This is a genomic window from Duganella sp. Leaf61 (assembly GCF_001421905.1).
Classification (GTDB): domain Bacteria; phylum Pseudomonadota; class Gammaproteobacteria; order Burkholderiales; family Burkholderiaceae_D; genus Rugamonas; species Rugamonas zoogloeoides.
In genome coordinates, this window is record NZ_LMLM01000009.1 from 25,623 (window position 1) to 42,115 (window position 16,493).

General features: G+C 58.3%; 16 protein-coding genes. 6 read left to right on the forward strand and 10 right to left on the reverse strand.

Translation table 11 applies throughout. The features are described from left to right. Positions 1–36 precede the first annotated feature (36 nt). The 6 genes from ASF04_RS26690 to tssF are packed head-to-tail and all read right to left on the reverse strand — an operon-like array spanning position 37 to position 8,470. Positions 37–1,656 carry a DUF2235 domain-containing protein gene (locus ASF04_RS26690; protein WP_082488646.1) on the reverse strand — a complete coding sequence of 540 codons (1,620 nt, stop codon included), beginning with the start codon at positions 1,654–1,656 and terminating at the stop codon, positions 37–39. After that, on the reverse strand, positions 1,647–2,246 hold the full coding sequence (locus tag ASF04_RS26695) for a DUF3304 domain-containing protein (protein ID WP_082488647.1): 600 nt from the start codon (positions 2,244–2,246) through the stop codon (positions 1,647–1,649). Before ASF04_RS26695 ends, ASF04_RS26690 begins: the two co-directional genes overlap by 10 nt. Next, complete coding sequence (locus ASF04_RS26700; protein ID WP_162241429.1) at positions 2,243–3,058, reverse strand: DUF4123 domain-containing protein; 816 nt, start codon at positions 3,056–3,058, stop codon at positions 2,243–2,245. Before ASF04_RS26700 ends, ASF04_RS26695 begins: the two co-directional genes overlap by 4 nt. A 1-nt stretch (position 3,059) precedes the next feature. Further along, the gene (locus ASF04_RS08760; protein WP_229204975.1) at positions 3,060–5,699 is read right to left on the reverse strand and encodes a type VI secretion system Vgr family protein; all 2,640 of its coding nucleotides are present in this window, start codon (positions 5,697–5,699) and stop codon (positions 3,060–3,062) included. Between the two features lie 9 nt (positions 5,700–5,708). Further along, a complete protein-coding gene (gene tssG, locus ASF04_RS08765; RefSeq protein WP_229204976.1) occupies positions 5,709–6,674 on the reverse strand; it encodes a type VI secretion system baseplate subunit TssG in 966 nt (321 codons plus the stop codon). Next, complete coding sequence (tssF, locus tag ASF04_RS08770; RefSeq protein WP_056140105.1) at positions 6,638–8,470, reverse strand: type VI secretion system baseplate subunit TssF; 1,833 nt, start codon at positions 8,468–8,470, stop codon at positions 6,638–6,640. Before tssF ends, tssG begins: the two co-directional genes overlap by 37 nt. Before the next feature lie 219 nt (positions 8,471–8,689). Between tssF and ASF04_RS08775 the strand changes: the two genes are divergently transcribed. Together ASF04_RS08775 and ASF04_RS08780 are read left to right on the forward strand one after the other, a co-directional pair. Next, positions 8,690–9,079, forward strand: coding sequence for an HI0074 family nucleotidyltransferase substrate-binding subunit (locus ASF04_RS08775; RefSeq protein WP_229204977.1), 390 nt, complete (start codon positions 8,690–8,692; stop codon positions 9,077–9,079). Further along, positions 9,067–9,399 carry a nucleotidyltransferase domain-containing protein gene (locus ASF04_RS08780; RefSeq protein WP_056140111.1) on the forward strand — a complete coding sequence of 111 codons (333 nt, stop codon included), beginning with the start codon at positions 9,067–9,069 and terminating at the stop codon, positions 9,397–9,399. The genes ASF04_RS08775 and ASF04_RS08780 overlap by 13 nt, the downstream gene beginning before the upstream one ends. 62 nt (positions 9,400–9,461) lie before the next feature. On the opposite strand, the gene ASF04_RS08785 is transcribed toward ASF04_RS08780, so the two are convergent. Further along, the gene (locus ASF04_RS08785; RefSeq protein WP_056140114.1) at positions 9,462–10,382 is read right to left on the reverse strand and encodes a hypothetical protein; all 921 of its coding nucleotides are present in this window, start codon (positions 10,380–10,382) and stop codon (positions 9,462–9,464) included. A gap of 158 nt (positions 10,383–10,540) precedes the next feature. Next, positions 10,541–11,101 (reverse strand): type 1 glutamine amidotransferase domain-containing protein, encoded by a 561-nt coding sequence (locus tag ASF04_RS08790; RefSeq protein ID WP_056140117.1) that lies wholly within the window; start codon positions 11,099–11,101, stop codon positions 10,541–10,543. 150 nt (positions 11,102–11,251) lie between these two features. On the opposite strand from ASF04_RS08790, the gene ASF04_RS08795 reads away from it, so the two are divergent. The 3 genes from ASF04_RS08795 to ASF04_RS08805 all read left to right on the forward strand — a co-directional run bounded on the left by ASF04_RS08795 (position 11,252) and on the right by ASF04_RS08805 (position 13,327). Then, positions 11,252–11,977: an ABC transporter substrate-binding protein gene (locus ASF04_RS08795; RefSeq protein ID WP_056140121.1), complete on the forward strand. Its 726-nt coding sequence runs from the start codon at positions 11,252–11,254 to the stop codon at positions 11,975–11,977. Positions 11,978–12,196: 219 nt separating this feature from the next. Beyond that, entirely contained in the window at positions 12,197–12,811 is a 615-nt protein-coding gene (locus tag ASF04_RS08800; protein WP_156368584.1) for an OmpW family protein, read from the forward strand. 63 nt (positions 12,812–12,874) lie between these two features. After that, positions 12,875–13,327 carry a hypothetical protein gene (locus tag ASF04_RS08805; protein ID WP_056140124.1) on the forward strand — a complete coding sequence of 151 codons (453 nt, stop codon included), beginning with the start codon at positions 12,875–12,877 and terminating at the stop codon, positions 13,325–13,327. A gap of 87 nt (positions 13,328–13,414) precedes the next feature. On the opposite strand, the gene ASF04_RS08810 is transcribed toward ASF04_RS08805, so the two are convergent. Further along, positions 13,415–13,693, reverse strand: a complete 279-nt coding sequence (locus tag ASF04_RS08810; RefSeq protein ID WP_056140126.1) for a hypothetical protein — start codon at positions 13,691–13,693, stop codon at positions 13,415–13,417. Between the two features lie 187 nt (positions 13,694–13,880). On the opposite strand from ASF04_RS08810, the gene ASF04_RS08815 reads away from it, so the two are divergent. Beyond that, complete coding sequence (locus tag ASF04_RS08815) at positions 13,881–15,521, forward strand: M20/M25/M40 family metallo-hydrolase (RefSeq protein ID WP_056140128.1); 1,641 nt, start codon at positions 13,881–13,883, stop codon at positions 15,519–15,521. Here ASF04_RS08815 and nudC read toward each other — a convergent pair. Next, positions 15,518–16,333 carry an NAD(+) diphosphatase gene (gene nudC / locus ASF04_RS08820; protein WP_082488650.1) on the reverse strand — a complete coding sequence of 272 codons (816 nt, stop codon included), beginning with the start codon at positions 16,331–16,333 and terminating at the stop codon, positions 15,518–15,520. The two genes, ASF04_RS08815 and nudC, sit on opposite strands and share 4 nt — an antisense overlap. Between the last annotated feature and the right edge of the window lie 160 nt (positions 16,334–16,493).

Consider the following 16,493-nt stretch of genomic DNA (forward strand, 5'->3'; position numbering starts at 1 on the left):
AAATAATAAAGACGATTACATAAAATGTTATCTATATTAACCCGCATGAGGTTTTTCAGTTCCTAAAAATATTCGACGATACCGCCAATGTCCTGTCACCTCTACAAATTGCTTACGGAAGCCGGCCACAGAGTCGTGCACATAATTATCAAAAAATGATGCAAGCTCCGGATTGATATTTTTTTCTAAAACTATGATTTTTCTCAATTCTGAAGCTTCGGATTCGAGTGCAAGTCTCGTTACTTGTGTTCCGTCACGGTCATATGGGCGCTTTTTACGCATGGAAATTTTCGAGTAGTCACCATAAGTTTTCAGCAGATCATCATCGTAACAAAACTTAATATTTCCCGCCATTAAATATTCTTTTTCATCATCCTTAGATCTCTTAAATTGAATATTATCATGATACTTTAATCTTGTTTGCCAGCGCCAGACTAAATAGGGAAGCATCCATTCTCCTAAAGTCCGTGGGGCTTCAGTTAATATTTCTATAAATTTATTATATGCTTCAAGTAATTTTTTATCGATTATGAAATTTGCTTGGCCATCCTTGCCCAATCGTTCTCTTGAAAATGGAACCCCTCCCGCTACCGCACAATCGAACATGTGGTTGAGAGGAATTTGGGACAGTTTTTCGCTGTCATCTGGAGACACACCTAACTCGCCAGGTGCATAGCCCCCCCCTATGTCACTATGTGAACCTGGATAGCAAAATTCCAAACAGTTAGATGGCAGTAAACCACCAACCAAAACAGTATCGAGAGGAAAATTTTTACGTAACTCATGCATCGCGATCAAATGCAAACAATTTTCTACTTCGGGTAAAATCTTCATAGCCTCAACTGTGGCCCAATTTGAATGTCCTCCAGTTGATCCAGATTGATCATTTTTTATTCCTTCCCATATCCCTACGGACGCTACGGTATCCATCAGTCCCAAAAATCTGAATCGAAAAGGTATCCCCACTAATGTTGAGTTGGATAGTAAATCTCTGATCCAATGGCAAAACACTCGAGCCTCAGTTGCACCGCGGGAAAAGCCAAAAACGTCGATGGATATTTCACATATTTTTGGAACCGTATTTTTCGTCATTCTAATCAAAATATTTTTTAGACATACGCTTAAAAAATTTTTAGTTCGTGATCTTGCTTCACCATCAGTTAAACTGGTATCAAGCTTAAGTTTATCCAAGAACTTCTGCTCGATAGATCCTGGTTTGGCGTGACACAGCGCCCTTAAGAGCGGAGGAGGAAACATCGTGGTATTAAACAAAGTTTTATGCAAAATATCCACAACATTTAAAATTGCAAAGGCGATTCTTGAATCTCCTCCATCTCCAAATGAGCCACCAAAATATCGCTCAGTTTCCTCTCCAACCAAGGGAAAAGGTGTCCCTAAGCCTGGAATATATATTGAATACTTGCCTTCCGCCGGCTCAGCTGGATAGGTTTCGTAAAGTCTCGCCACGTTTGAATGGCTCTTACTTGCTTTGTGCAAATTTAAATTATTTCCCGTGCCGTCGAAAAATATCCCTATTTGCAATACTGTTTGACATGCTGCTGGAGCGATATATTCTTTTGGCGACGGTGACTTTATTTTTTTCTTTGGCGAATTCTTTGCAACGCTAAAAATCACTATTTTTTCTTTTATTTCCATGGATTTCTCCAGTTTTCTATATCTTTTTTCTCAGCTTCAGAAAACATCTCCTCTACGCGTGTTCCAGAAGCCGCATTATCCCCCCCCAGTCTTTTTCCATATGGAACTGGATGCAATGTGCTAAGAGGCGGGTGCACTGAAGCAAGTACTCTGACCCTGGCGTCAGGGAAGAAATGTAAATATAGATCACCGGGTTTTTCATATTTTTCAACAGCTACCTGTGCAATATATACCCCATCTAGAATAACACTTGAAAAATCACCTGCCTCAATTTCGGTTCGATTTTCTTGCGACCAATCCTCAACTTTCCACCTTACTTGAACACTGAATCCAGGTCGCCACACCTTAGGAATCATTACGCAACAAATGATCCCCCCCCCACCGCCCTCACGTTGTATGCCTGCTCCCCCATATTTATTTATGTAAAATTCTGGAATACTATAGTTATGGCCGAGATGATGCACACCTAATACGGAAACTGCGATAAAACCTTTCTCCTTCAAATCTAATTGTTTTTCACTAAAAATTGAAATTATGAAGAAAGATACCGTAATCGCAATTGCAAATATCCCAACAAATATTTTTTTCATGATGAAACTTCCATCAAGTAACCATCTATAATATTTTTTATTTCACTGCATATTAATACTTCATCATGTTGACTCAGTATTTTATTTAATTTTTGATGACTGAGTAACCATCCTTCAGTTTTAAAAACACCATATGTGAATAATACAAGCCGGATGTTTTCCACATGGCCTGAGGACAACCAGCATGCACGTGCTTTTGAAGCATATTCATAGGCTATCAAACTCGAAAAATCTTCCAGAAAATTTGGCCATGTATTGCCTATATTTACCAAAAGTTGATAGGTACCCATCGAATTTTCGATTGCATTTATCTGTGCCGTACTCAAGGTTAACGGAGCTACAGACGGCGACTGCAAACGACGCATAGGAAGAGTTCTTAAGTCCCCATTGTTTCCATGAATTTTCCAGCTGACAAATGGGTTTACGATCGATGCCCACTGTTCCTCTTCAAGAAAATTGGCAAGCTCATTAATAATCAAACAATCTGAAAACCTTAGTGTTAACTCCCGATGATCTTCCGTCTTTATATATATGAATTTTTTAAAATGCTGTTGTAGCTCTTCTAATGTCAGATCAGTATCTATAAAAGATATCCCTAGTTGAGGAAAAACAGAATTCACTAAGCTCATTAACAACGGTATTTTATTATTGAAATATGCGCTTTGTACATCTATCAAAATAGGGCTTACCGACAACGCGTTCTGATCATATATAGTTCCCAACCAATTAAAATTTTTATTTTTTTTCATCCACAGCTTATTTTCCCAATTTCCAATCAAAGTTGTGTCAATCAGTATGTAGGTAGATGCCATTTTAATTACCTGGTTTAGAAAATGGAGCATGTGCCTGCGCAGCAATCAACAGGCATGGAACACATATTTTGTGAACAATTTTATTTCTTCCGAAAGAAATTTTTTTGTCTTTACCAGGATAAGTTTGGTGATCGGATGCATAAATTTCGTGAGCACCGCTAGTGTAGCCTCTAATACCATTTGCACTTAACTCTAACTCTGTTCCACCGCCATTAATTCGGACCCCCTTCTTTGCATTAATTATTACCCAGTCCTCATTGCTTATTATTTCAACAACCTTCTTGGCTAGTATCTGTAATTGATCGTCTTGAGCTTGCAGGGACATTTGGCCGCTAGCTGCCGTTAGTTTTATTCCACCTTCGTTAGCAAAAAGGCTTAAGGCCTGTACAGAGCGTAAAGACGTAGTTTCTCCAGACGCTAACACTGTGGCTGCACCACTAACGATATCGATAGTAGTAGCGGCACCCATCGCAATATTTTTTGAACTTGCACATATAACTCCGGCAGGCCCGCTCAATGCAACAATTGGTGCACCATTTTCGTCAAAGCTCTTCAAATTTTCGATAAGACTTGAAAGTTCTTTATTTTTTGGCGAATCTCCAGCGTGCAGCACTGCCTGCTCACTCAACTGCGAATCAATTTTTAGCAAGCGCTCTGCTACCCCAATCATGGCAGAGCGTTCAAGGTGAATCCCTATATTGGGATCGGCGGGTTCTGCGGTAATTAAAACGCCTTGGATACCTCGTATCGCTGCGCTCATGTCACTGCGAAGCTCCACGCCAGATCCGCGCTGCAAGGCGTGCCCGTCAAATCGGGGCTGAGGCAACCAGCCTAAATTAAGCTGGCTGGAACCATGCTCACTAGCGAGCTGCACACTGATTTCGCCATTGGTATCGTCAAATCGCAGCTGGTTCGCGCGTCCTCCCTTGATTTCCCGGCTCTTCACCCCGGACAGGTACCGATTACCCGGAAGGTTTCCCAGTTCACTCAACGCCGCCGGCTCCGCCCCCTGATTAAACATCTGCCCCACAATCACCGGCCGATCAGGATCCCCACCCAGAAAATTCACCAGCACCTCCGTCCCAACCCTCGGCAACCCCACCGTCCCGCACTGCTGCAAACTCCCCGGCCCATTCCCCGCCCAGTTCGACGCCACTCGCACCCACGCGGAATCGGCCTCCGTGTCCGAAGCTCCCGCACCTCCAGCCGTCTCGTGATCCGCTGGCCGCGTACCAGGAAAGCGGATCTTCACGCGGCCCAGTTGGTCGCAATGCACCTCCTCCCCCACCGGCCCTACCACGATCGCGCTTTGCATCAGTGCGGCCGGCAGGTCGGTGCGGGCGTCGTAGGTGGGGACGATGTTCACGCCGCGCCGCACTGCTGTGAACTGGACGTGCACGCGCAGTGGCCCGGAGGCCACGGCATCGGCTGCGTCGCGCGATAACAGGGAGTCTGCCGATTCCGTACCCCACCGGCTGCGTGCAAACAGCCGTTCCACGCGGGCGGCCAGGGCTTTGGGCAGGTTGTTCTGGGCGTGCACGCGCAGCGCAGTCAGGACGAAGTCGCGCTCTTCTTCAGCGTGGTCGTCCACCTCCGGGTGCTCGGCCAGGGTGAAGTATTCGCCGGCGCAGAAGTCGCGCACGCTGCCTTCGCCGTGGAAGCATTTCGATTCGTAGTCGTGGCGGCTCATGCGCAGCTGGCCCAGGCGGCACAGGTCTTCGTTGTCGTCGCCGGCGTGGGGCATCAGGATCTGGTAGTCGTCGAGGGTGGCGGCGAGTTCGTTGCCGTGTATGCCCTGGTCCACGCCGCTGACGGCATCGGTGGTCATGAAGTCGCGGCCTTGCGGGTTGCGGTAGTCCCAGCTGTGGCGCGTGACCACGCCCGGTTGCAGGGTGCGCACCGCCGTCCAGGAGGTGATGGCGTCGCGCTCTTCGGTGGCGCCGTCACGGTGGTAGCGCACGATGCCGGCGGCGTTCTGGCGCAGGCTGTCGGCGTTGTTAAACAGGACCAGCGTGTGCATCGGCGCTTCGCCGTCACCTACGGCGCGGATGTACCAGCCGATGCCGCGCCGCTTGAGCAGGCGGCGGATGAAGGCGGCGTCCGATTCGTTGTGCTGCATCGTGAATTCGCGCCGCGGATACTCGCGCTGGGCGAATGCTTCGTCCACTTCGTGCGCGAAGGTGGTGCCGAGGATCGGGCTTTTCTGGCGCCACTCGTTGAGGATGCGCTGGACGATCTCCACTTCGTTCATGTCGCGGAACACGCGGGTGTTGGTGCGCTTTTCCAGGATGGCCAGCGCGTCGCGCAACACCAGCTGGTAGCTGGCCAGGCCGCCGTCGCTGTCGCCGGCGGCCGCTTCGGTGACGATGCCACAGACGCTGCGCAGGGCGCCGGTGTCGGTGACCAGGTCCAGTGCGGCCGGCACGGCGATCATCTGCTTGAGCGGCAGATGCGCGCTGCCTGATACGCACAGCACGCGGTATTCGATGCCGCCGCACAGCGTTTCGGTGCCCATCACGCGCTGCGGCAGCAGCATGTCGTCGTTGATACCGCCCGGCAGATCGAGCCGCAGGCGCAAGGGCCGGTTGCTGGTCACCAGTTCCTTGGCCAGGCCCATGAAGCTGAAAAAGTCGTTGTCCACTTGCGCTCCTCAGGTATGCAGCAGGTACATCAGCTCTTCGCGGTCAGGATGCCGGGTGTGCCCAACCTTGTCGTCCACCAGGAACGCATCCACGCCCAGGCGGCTGGCGCCGTCGAGACGCGGTGCGCGCATGGCGCTGCCTTCGCGCACCAGGCATACCTCCCAGGTCATGCTGGCGCCGCAGTGCAGGCCCAGCATCGCGGCCAGTTGCACGGCGTCGGCGCCGCCGGGCAGGAAGCGTTCGTACGCGTCTTGCGCCAGTGGGCCGATACGCAGGCGCACGCGCGCGTCGCAGCCGTAGATGCGCTCTCCCAGCAGCACGCCGCTGCCCAGATCGACGTTGACCCGGCCCAGTTGCGCCTGGTGTTCGGGTTCCAGGTTCTGCCATTGGCCGACCAGTTGCTGCACCGCGAACGGCACGTTGAAGTATTCGGCGTACATGCCCGCCATCTGCGGCGCCGACACGCAGCGGCTACGGATTTGCATGGCGTAGCGCGCCAGCGTTTCGGGCTGCACGCTGTCGCACGCGGGCACGCCGGCCAGCGCCAGCAGCATGGTGAGAAAACTGTCGCCCTCGTCCGGCCCATCCATGGCTTCGGGACGATGTTTGGCCCAGGCCTGATAAAACAGTTCGGTGGCGCGGTGCGACAGCAAATCAAGGAAGGCGCGCGGGCCGCCGTCGTTGTGGCTTTTCTCGTGGCGATTCACGCACTCGGAATAATGCAGCGGCAGCACGCCGTGGCTGCCCAGCATGCCGATGAAAGCTGGCGTGAGGCGGATGCGGCCGTCGGCTTCCTCGCCGATGTTCTCGATCTGGTTCGGCGGGAAGGCCAGCGACAGGCGGTTGCGGTAACGCGGTTGCGGCAGGCGCGCCTGTGCCAGCAGCCGCACCGCCTGGAAAAATTCAAAACTGTGCGGCGCGGCCATCAGTTCGGCGATCACGCCAGTGTCAGCGCTCCGTTGCGAGGCAGGCATCGCAGCAGCTCCTTTCCGTCCGGGTGCGACAGCACCACCAGTTGGGTAAAACTGTTGAGGTGGACGTGCAGGCCGAACACGTGATCGAGCAGTTGCGCGAAGGCGTGGATGCCGGTGCCGGCATACGCGTCCTCGTCGAGCCACACGCGCACCTCCACGCCGCGCAGGTAGGCGGCGCCGCGCTCCTGCTGCACCCACGCGATGGCCGGCCGGTGCGACAGCGCGGCAATGCCGTCGATCTGCCGCTGCGAGACCACGCTGTCGGCGCGCGCGTACAGGCGCAGCATGGCGGCCAGCGCCGGCAAGCCTTCCTGCGTGAGCGAGCGGTGATTCAGGGACAGGTGGGCGACCAGGCCCCACTGCTGGTTGGCGCCGGTCGATTGCCGGTACGACTGCGTGGGCCGGCGCAGCAGCCGGATCGGGAAGCCGCCGCACTGCGTCTCGGTCGCCAGGTCGCCACCGGCGCGGCCGTACGGCAGATCGTGCGGCACGTTGCGGTTGGTGCAGGTCACGCGTACGGACGCGGTGCCGTCGTCCACCTTCAACGGTGAAAAATCGCGGTCCACCAGCGCCAGCGACATGTCGTGGCCGGCGCCAATCGATGCCAGCTCCTCGTCGCGCTGCACGCGCCAGTAGTTGCCCTGGTTGCCTGCGTGGCCCAGCGCGTAGTACGGCAGGAATTCGGTGACGGTACTGCCCTGCGGCGTTTTGCGCAGCAGCTGCACCGAATCCACGCTGTAGATGTCGCAGGCGTGGCCGGGGAGCTCGTCGGGCGCCAGCGGATAGCTGCTGCGGCGGTGGTTGATGCGAATCGGCGTGGCCGGCTGCGCGAACAGGTTGACCACGGGCGCGCAGCCCAGCACCAGGTTGTCGGCGGTGAGGGTGCGCAGCAGGCGCGCCACCGGGTCGTCCGGCCGCACGTCGGCCAGCGCCAGGCGCACGGTGATGCTGGTGCAGCCGGGCGGCGCGCCATGCAGCAGCGCGGCCAGGTCCAGGTCGAAGAAATCGAACTTGTCGGCGAAAGCGAAGTACTCGGAGAGCAGGCGGTAGGCGCTGTGTTCCGATGGTGCGCAGGGCAGCAAGGCTTCGTCGTCCGCGAAGCCTACCGGTACGATGGGTGGGCGTTCCAGCAGATGCCACTGGTCGCCCGCCTGCACGCAGGCGCAGCGCGTGCGCATGAACAGCAGGTCGCGCAAGGTGGCGCGCAGCGAGGCTTCGCCGTCGATGAACACGCGCAGCCGGTTCAGCTCCAGCGTGGACAGCGCGCGGTTGGCTACCGTGCTCTCGATGGTGATGCAGATGGCCGATGCAGCATCCGGCGGCAATGGCAAAGTGGCCGGCGCCTGCAGGTAAGGCTCGAACCACGCAGCGCTGATGGCGACCGGGGCGATGGTCACATCGTAGGCGGTGCGAAAGCGGCAGGTGACGGCGCCGCGTCCCTGCGACTTCATGGCGGTGCCGCGCGGCAGGGTGGTGACGCTGTTGATCTGGTTGGCCTTGGCACCGGAAAAATCCACGCGGGCGATAGCGCAGGCCGGCATGGGGCGCAGCAGGTGCGGGTACAGCATGCCAAGCAGCGCTTCGGTGAAATCGGCGTAGCCGTCGTCGAGCAGCTTGGCGGTGCGGGCGTTGAGGAAGGCGGCGCCTTGCAGCAGGCGTTCGATGTGGGGATCGGCGCAGGTTTCGCCGTGGATTTGCAGACTGCCGGCCAGCTTGGGATAGCGCGAAGCAAACTCGGCGCCGGCGCGGCGCAGCATGCTCAGTTCGCGTTCGTAGTATGGCAGCAGTTTTTCCATCGTGGCATCCAGGGCAAGCGCGGCGGCGGCGCGGTACAGGATGTCGATGATGGCATTGCTGCCGTTAGGAAATTTTGATTTAGAGCAATCATGACATGCGACCCAAATTCTTTGGTTCGTCAAGTGAACGAAACCGGCGCCGCGCTGTCAAACCAAACTCCGGCTTCGAGTGCCCCCCCCGAAGCTATAATCAATCATCAAGCCTAGCCTTTCATGGTCATGACCAAGCGACTCGCCGAACGCAGCAAAGATTTCTTGTCCGCCTACACCCGGCTACAAGAGGCACTCGCACAGCCCGAGAATTCCTTTCTGCGCGATGCCACGATCCAACGCTTTGAATTCACTTACGAACTGGCATGGAAGGCCATCAAACTATGGCTTGAAGCGAGGGAGATATCCGCTTTGAACGCCAAGGAATCGTTACAGGGCGCTCTCGAGCAAGGACTGCTCGAGGATGGCGACGGCTGGAGCCAGTTGCACCATATGCGTAATTTAACCAGTCATACTTACGACGATGCACAAGCTCTGCTGGTTTATCGTTTTGTCAAAACGGATGGTGTCAAGCTCTTCTCTCAACTTGCAACCAAGGTGCGGTCGTGGACGGCGTAATCACCACAAAGCCGCTGTTCGGCCTCAGCCCCACCCTGCGCGACTGGCTATGCACGGCATTTTCCCGCTTCCCGCAAGTCGAACAGGTACTGGTTTACGGATCGCGCGCCACCGGGTTTTATCGCCCCCAATCCGATATCGACCTGGCAGTGGTGGCGCCCACCATGTCGGTTCGCGAATTCTCCCGGCTATGGATGGCATTGGACGATTTGCCCATCCTGTTTCGGCTCGATGTCTCGCTGTTGCATGAGGTGACAAATCCTGCCCTGCAACGCGCCATGCTGGAAGACGGCATTCCACTCTACTTATCCTCCGAATAGACAAGGGCCAACCTGATCAACAGGCTGGCCCCCCTTCGCGAGAACGTTGCCGGGTTAGCGAATTACTTCGTCACACGCTCCCAACCCTCCCTTACCGCATCCTTGAACTTCTCCCAGCTCGACTGTGGGTGGTTCGACTCCCAGCTGCTGCGCAAATCCGGTTCCGCGCTTTCCCACGGCTTGTCCTTGTAGCCGGGGTTGCCGGCCATCGATTCGCCGTAGCGGTAAGCCGGGTCGTAGTCCTGGAAGGTGCCGCCAGTGTACGAGTAGGTCTTCTCCCAGTGCGAACGGAAGTAGGCCGGGTCGCTGGTGCTGTCGTCGCCGCGCAGGATGTTCAGGCTGTCCTGGTTGGGCGTGGCCACGTCGCGCGGGTAGATGCGCATGCCGCTGCGCTGCACGGTCGGCTCCACCGAGATCGGCGGCGCCAGGCCCTCGATGTCCGGTGGCAGCACCTCGCCGCGTTGCAGCGAGCCGGTGGTGGCCAGTTGCTCGGTGCGGGCGAAATCGACCGCCTCTTCGCGCGGACGGATGCCGTGGTATTCAGGCACGGCGGTCTGCTGCGAGTTGAGCGTGGTCTGCTGCATGCCGGTGCCGCTGCGCAGCGCATCGGCGCCGGTCCAGCCGCTGGCGCGCCACATGGTTTCGTGCTCGTCGATGTCGATCGGATTGAAGTCGTCGATGATGTCGGCGGCGCGTTCGGCGGTTTCCTGGCTGGTGGTGTTGATGGTCAGTACCACGTGGCCGCGATTCAATGCTTCCGCATAGATACTGCGGTCCGCGTGCTCGCGGCCCAGCAGATCGCTGAACATGGTCTTGATGCTGCCGAGGATGGATTCGTCATCGTTGATGTGATGGGTGCCGGCAACGCCGACGGAATCGCTCACACGGATGGTGTCGCGGTCATAACCGCTCAGTATCAGTTCGTCCTTGGCACGGTTGGCTTCGGCACTGGTTTCGAAAACAGCTGCGAGTACGTGTGTCATGATGGTCTCCCTGGGTTTAGACGCATGAGGTCGGTTGCAATACCAGTCTACGTGTTACGGCTTGAGTTTAGCGCTCGTTTGCCAAGAAGTAAGCACGTTTTACATCGCTCGGACGGGCTTGCAGATTTGCACCTTCGCAGCTGCGAAGGCGCTGTGTTTTATGCTGTCAGCAGTTGTTGCTGCAAGGCCTTATTGAAGGCCGGAATGTCGTCCGGCTTGCGGCTGGTAATGAGGTTGCCATCGACCACGACCTCGGCATCCTCCCACGCCGCGCCAGCGTTGCGCAGGTCGCCTTTCAGGCTGGGCCAGCTGGTCAGCTTGCGGCCGTCCACCAGGTCGGCGTCGATCAGGGTCCACGGACCGTGGCAGATCGAGGCGATTGGTTTGCCGGTGGCGCCGAAATCGCGGATGAAGCCGATCGACGGTTCCGACAGGCGCAGCGCGTCCGGGTTGGCCACGCCGCCCGGCAGCACCAGGGCGTCGTAGTCGCCGGCGTTGGCGTCTTTCACATCGCGTTCCACCGCGAACTGGCGCGACGCCGTCAGGTGCTCGAAGCCCTGCACCTGTTCGCCCTTGGCTTTCGGCGAAATCAGCGTGACCTCGGCGCCATGTTCTTCCAAGAACTGGCGTGGCTGCTCGTACTCGACCTGTTCGACGCCGTCGGTCATCAGGATGGCGATGCGCTTGCCGGACAAGCTGCCGTTGTTGGGCGTATTCATGAAGTCCTCCGTGAGTGGGATAGGGCCTATCAAGATGCCATGCTCTACCCGCCATGCCTGTGCGGGGACGAACATTGCGGGCGCCTTGCGCCCATCTTGCGCCCCCGGGGCCGCTATAATCGCGGGATGTTCATGCTTCGTGGAAAAACCATGCCTGTACGCCTCCCCTCCCTGATGTCTGCCGCGCTGCTGGCCTGCGCGTTGCCGACAGCTGCGGCAGGCGAGCTGGTCATGGTTGCGCCGCAGGAATCGACCATGCCGGTTGCGCGCTACGAGCATGGCGCGCTGGCAGGCGGCATGCTCAAGGACGTTGGTGACGCGCTGGCGCAGCGCCTGGGTCGCCACGCGTCGTACATCACCGCATCCAACAAGGACGTCAAGCCGCTGCTGTCCGACGGCCGCGCCGACTTGCTGTGCCACGTGATGCCAGCGTGGATCGACGGCGACTACCAGTGGACCTCGCCGCTGTTTCCCGATGCGGAAGTGATCGCCGGCCAGCGCGATGCAAAACCGCTCGCGTCGCTGAAAGACTTGCGCGACAAGCGCGTGGGTACGGTGGTCCACTACCGCTATACGCGCATCTCACAAGTGCTGGGGCCGCATTTCGTGCGCGTGGATGCGCCCACCATGGAGCTGAACCTGCAAGCGATGGTCAAAGGCACGGTGCCGTACACCATCCTCAGCGAAGCCACGCTGGCTTACCTGCGGCGCAATAACACCGCCCTCACGGTGCAAACGCAGCTGGTGTTCGCGGCCTTCAAGACCCACTGCGCGGTCTCGCGCAAGAGCCGGGTACCCTTCAGCGACATCAACAACGCGCTCGACGACATGGTGCGAGAAGGCATGATCGACCAGATCGTCGCCCGCTACCGCTAAGCCGGTCCGTTTTGACCTGGATCAAGGATTTTCATGCTCCTGATCAATACACTTCCTCCTGTTACTAAACGACCCGTAGAAATATGCCGTGTGGCATAGGGCGTACACCCCGAGCGGCAGATTATCGCCGTGGGCGGCGCCCACATACTCTGTCGCGCCGGCAGCAAAGCACACGCATGCCGGCCAACCGAGAGCAGGTTACTTTTAAAGGAAGTGAAAATGAGCAAACTGATCGCCGCAGCAGCCGTACTGGCAACCCTGACATTGAATATTGGCGCCGCGACGGCGCAAGAGAGCCCCTGGCAAGTGCGCGCCCGCGCGGTGTACCTCGATCCGGCCGACAAGTCGGCGCCGGTAGCGGGCGTGGGCGCGTCGGACCGTATCACCGTGAGCGACAAGACCATTCCCGAAGTCGATATCTCGTACTTCTTCACGCCCAACTGGGCAGCCGAGCTGGTCCTCACCTATCCGCAAAAACACGATGTGTACCTCGATGGCGGCAAGATCGGCACCTTCAAGCACCTGCCGCCCTCGCTGCTGCTGCAATACCACTTCACCAACAGCACGCCGCTCAAGCCCTACCTGGGCGCCGGCATCAACTACACGCGCATCTCGAGCGTGAACCTGCTGGGCGGCGGCGCCGACCTGGAGAACGACAGCTTCGGCCTGGCGGTGCAGGCGGGCGTGGACTACCAGCTCGACAAGAACTGGTCGCTGAACTTCGATGTGAAAAAAGTGCAAATCCGCAGCGACGTGTTCATCGGCGGCGCCAAGGCCAGCCGCGTGAAGGTCGATCCGTTGCTGGTCGGCGTGGGTGTCGGTTACCGCTTCTAAGACCACTGCGCGTGGGCGCTATAATGGGGCATCCCGTTTGCCGTCAAGAATGGAAACACGCCCATGCGCAAGACACTGATTCTCCTGATGCCGCTGCTGCTGACGGCCTGCGTCGATGATTCCGCCTCGTACTTCGTCGATGGCAAGGCCGGCAGCCATGCGCTGACCGTGCACCGCGCTCAAAAATACTTCTGGAGTAATGTCACCACGGTCGAGCTGATCATGCAACGCCTGCCCGACTGCATGCGCCGTTTCGAACTGACCGACCTGCCGGCCGACGAAGTGGAGATCGAATTACTGTCCGGCGGCGACAACGTCTGGACCCTGCGCTCGGGCAGCGAACTGTGGCAGGTGGAATCGCAGACCTGCACCATGTATCCCGACGTCAAGGGCGACGGCGGCGAACTGATCGGCGTGTTCCGCGACGACGGCAGCGGCAAGTTCGTGTTCGAGGAGGCGGTGCTGGAGCCGGTCCCGGTTCCGGTGACACCAGCAGCACCAGCACCGGCGCAATAAGCTAGCGGCTCAGGGCAACGCGCTGCGGTACCGGGCGCGTACGCTGTGCCACGACGGCACCACCCTCCCCACCCAGCCTGAACCGGCTCACCAGCTCCGCCAGGTTCCCCGCCTGCTCCTGCATGCTGCCGGCCGCTGCGCCAGGTTGCGCAGTCTACGAATCAGTTCGAGCGCGTGCTTTTGCGCATCTTCCCTGCTCATGGCACCAGACGCGGCCTTGTCACTGAATTGCTTGACGATGGAGAGGCCGGCGTCGTCGATATGGCGCAGCTCGTTCTTGCGTTCTTCAAAGCGCAGCTCGCGCGTCTGGAAGGCGTGGACCACGAAGATCACAGTGATGCACAGCAGGCTGCACAGCAACGGCACCCACAGCCTTTGCTGGAACTACAGTTGGTTCATGGCATCTCCTTTTTACTGTGCAGCGGATAAATAAAGTGGCGGTGTTGTTTAAATGCGAGGCTGTTGAAAGCCATAAGAAAGGTTGATAGTAGGTGCACACAAGAAACAAAATCTGTCAGAATGGCGATAACCTATCTTAACAATTGTGCTTTTTATGAAACTCCTTCTGTCGGCGGCGCTGGTGGCCTTGTGCATTTCACCCAGCCTGGCAGCCACGCCTGCATCGCAGACCGTGCAGCCGTCGCCGGCAGCGCGCCGCGCCATCGACAGCGCCAGCTGGCTGGCCCATGTGACCACCTTGTCTTCCGACCGGTTCGAAGGCCGCGCCCCCGGATCGCCCGGCGAAAAAACCACGACCGACTACCTGCAACAACAATTCAGGCAGCTGGGACTGGCGCCCGGCAACCCGGACGGCAGCTATGTACAGGCAGTGCCGCTGGCCGCCATTTCCAGCTACCCCACGCTCAGCTACAGCATCGGTGGCAACTCTACCCAGCTCAAATTCGGCGACGATTACGTGGCCTGGTCGGCGCACCCGCAAAAAGAAATCGACGTCCATGGTTCCGAGCTGGTGTTCGTCGGCTACGGCATCCAGGCGCCGGCGTTGCGCTGGGACGACTACAAAGGTATCGACCTCAAGGGCAAAACCCTGGTCATGCTGGCCGGCGATCCGCCCGGGGCGAAGGAGTTCGGCACGGGCGCCGGCAGCTACTACGGCCGCTGGGCCTACAAGTTCGAGATGGCGGCCCGGCTCGGTGCGGCCGGGGCGCTGCTCATCCACGATCCGAAGACGGCCGGCGCCTCCTACGAAGTGCTGCGCAATACCTGGACCAACGAAAATTTCTTCCTCGATAGCAAAGAGCCGAACCCTGACTTTCCGCTGGTGCCGGGCTGGTTGCAGCACGACCGCGCCCGGGCGCTGGTCAAGGCCGCCGGCTTCGACCTCGACAAGCTGGCCAGGCAGGCCGGCAAGCGCGACTTTCACCCGGTGCCGCTGGGCGCCACGCTCAATTTCACGGAAGTGAACGCCTGGCGCACGGTTGCCACCAGCAACGTGGTGGCGCGCATCGAAGGATCGGACCCGCAGTTGAAGCACGAAGTGGTGCTGTACAGCGCGCACTGGGACCATTTCGGCCACGACGACACCCTGCCCGGCCCGCGCGCGCAGCAGATCTTCCACGGCGCGCGCGATAACGCTGCCGGCGTGGCCGCGCTGCTCGAAATCGCCAAAGCGTACCAGGCGCTGCCGGTACCACCGAAGCGCACCATCGTATTCCTGGCCACCACCGCCGAGGAACGCGGCCAGCTGGGCGCCCGCCACTACGCGCGCCAGCCGCTGTATCCGTTAAAAAACACGGTGGTGAACCTGAACATCCACGGCCTCAACGTCTGGGGCCGCACCAGCTCGGTCCTGCTGCGCGGCATGGGCAAGTCCAGCGCCGACGATGTAGTGATTGCCGTGGCGCGGCGCCAGGGCCGCGCGCTGCGCCCGGAAGGCCCGCTCGAATTCGGCAACATCTACCGTGGCGACCAGTTCGAATTCGCCCGCGCCGGCGTGCCGGTGGTCGCCCTGGGCGAGAGCCCGGACTACGTCGGCCGTCCGCCGGCCTGGGGCAAGGACAAGCTGATGCGCTACCACGCCCAGGTCTACCACACGGTGCACGACGTGGTGGATCCGAAATGGGATTTACGGGGCGCGGTGCAGGACATGAACCTGCTGTTCGAGGCCGGGTACCAGTTCGCGCAGGGCAAGGACGGTCCCGTGTGGCGCGAAAAGGCCGAGTTCAAACGCTAACCGGGCTTGTACGCCGCCAGCAACCTGGCCGCAATCGACACCACCACCGGCGACTCCGGCCATTCATCCCCCGGCCCGAACCACCGCGCATCCGCGATCTCGCTGTCATCGAGGCGGATTTCGCCGTCGAGGTAGTCGGCAGTAAACGCGATCATCAGCGAATGGGGAAACGGCCACGACTGGCTGGCGAAATATTGCAGGTTGTGTACCCGCAGGCCCACTTCCTCATAAACTTCGCGGTGCACCGCTTCCTCGATCGATTCGCCGGCCTCGACGAAGCCGGCCAGCGCGGTATAGCGCTTGTACGGGGAATTGGTGTGCATCGCCAGCAACACCTGGTCGCCCTTGCGGATCAGGACCATCATGGCTGGCGAAATGCGCGGGTAGGCCATCATGCCGCAGTTCGGGCACTTGTAGCAGCGCTCGCCCTGCAGCTGTGCCATCGGCGTCGCGCAGACGCCGCAATAGCGGTGGGTGCGCGCCCATTCGGCCAGCTGGAAGGCGCGCCCGGCCAGTCCCAGGAAACCGTCATCGAGCACTCCGAACAGCGAACGCAGGCCGTGGTAGCCGTGCTCCGCGTCCGGCGCCAGCGGCGCATCGAGCCAGGCCAGCTGGTAGTAAACGCCTTCCCACAAACCCAGCGCATGGATGCGTTCGGGGGCAATCGGCAACGCCGCAACGATGGCGGGCGCCGGCAAGCCGAGCGTGGCGTTGTTTAGCAACAACTCTCCGCGGTGGAAGACAAAGGTGCGCGGCGCGTCGGCCGCTTGCGGGCGGATCAGGGGTTCGAAGGTGGCGGGCGTAGACAGCATAAGGCGGGCTCGGTAACAGGCGGGGTCCCATCTTACCGCCTTTCAGATTTGCCCATCGCCATCCCCTGATCAGGCAGGGTTTTACGTTGTTGCTTCACGGCCAAAATGTGACCATGTCCCTGCGGCTAAACGGTATGATAGGTGAACACTTGCGCCGTCT

Excerpts from the sequence above, each read along its gene's own strand:
- ASF04_RS26690 (WP_082488646.1), bottom strand. The coding sequence starts at position 1,656 with ATGGAAATAAAAGAAAAAATAGTGATTTTTAGCGTTGCAAAGAATTCG.
- ASF04_RS26695 (WP_082488647.1), bottom strand. The coding sequence starts at position 2,246 with ATGAAAAAAATATTTGTTGGGATATTTGCAATTGCGATTACGGTATCT.
- ASF04_RS26700 (WP_162241429.1), bottom strand. The coding sequence starts at position 3,058 with ATGGCATCTACCTACATACTGATTGACACAACTTTGATTGGAAATTGG.
- tssG (WP_229204976.1), bottom strand. The coding sequence starts at position 6,674 with ATGCCTGCCTCGCAACGGAGCGCTGACACTGGCGTGATCGCCGAACTG.
- tssF (WP_056140105.1), bottom strand. The coding sequence starts at position 8,470 with ATGGAAAAACTGCTGCCATACTACGAACGCGAACTGAGCATGCTGCGC.
- ASF04_RS08775 (WP_229204977.1), top strand. The coding sequence starts at position 8,690 with ATGACCAAGCGACTCGCCGAACGCAGCAAAGATTTCTTGTCCGCCTAC.
- ASF04_RS08785 (WP_056140114.1), bottom strand. The coding sequence starts at position 10,382 with ATGACACACGTACTCGCAGCTGTTTTCGAAACCAGTGCCGAAGCCAAC.
- ASF04_RS08790 (WP_056140117.1), bottom strand. The coding sequence starts at position 11,101 with ATGAATACGCCCAACAACGGCAGCTTGTCCGGCAAGCGCATCGCCATC.
- ASF04_RS08795 (WP_056140121.1), top strand. The coding sequence starts at position 11,252 with ATGCCTGTACGCCTCCCCTCCCTGATGTCTGCCGCGCTGCTGGCCTGC.
- ASF04_RS08800 (WP_156368584.1), top strand. The coding sequence starts at position 12,197 with ATGAGCAAACTGATCGCCGCAGCAGCCGTACTGGCAACCCTGACATTG.
- ASF04_RS08805 (WP_056140124.1), top strand. The coding sequence starts at position 12,875 with ATGCGCAAGACACTGATTCTCCTGATGCCGCTGCTGCTGACGGCCTGC.
- ASF04_RS08815 (WP_056140128.1), top strand. The coding sequence starts at position 13,881 with ATGAAACTCCTTCTGTCGGCGGCGCTGGTGGCCTTGTGCATTTCACCC.
- nudC (WP_082488650.1), bottom strand. The coding sequence starts at position 16,333 with ATGCTGTCTACGCCCGCCACCTTCGAACCCCTGATCCGCCCGCAAGCG.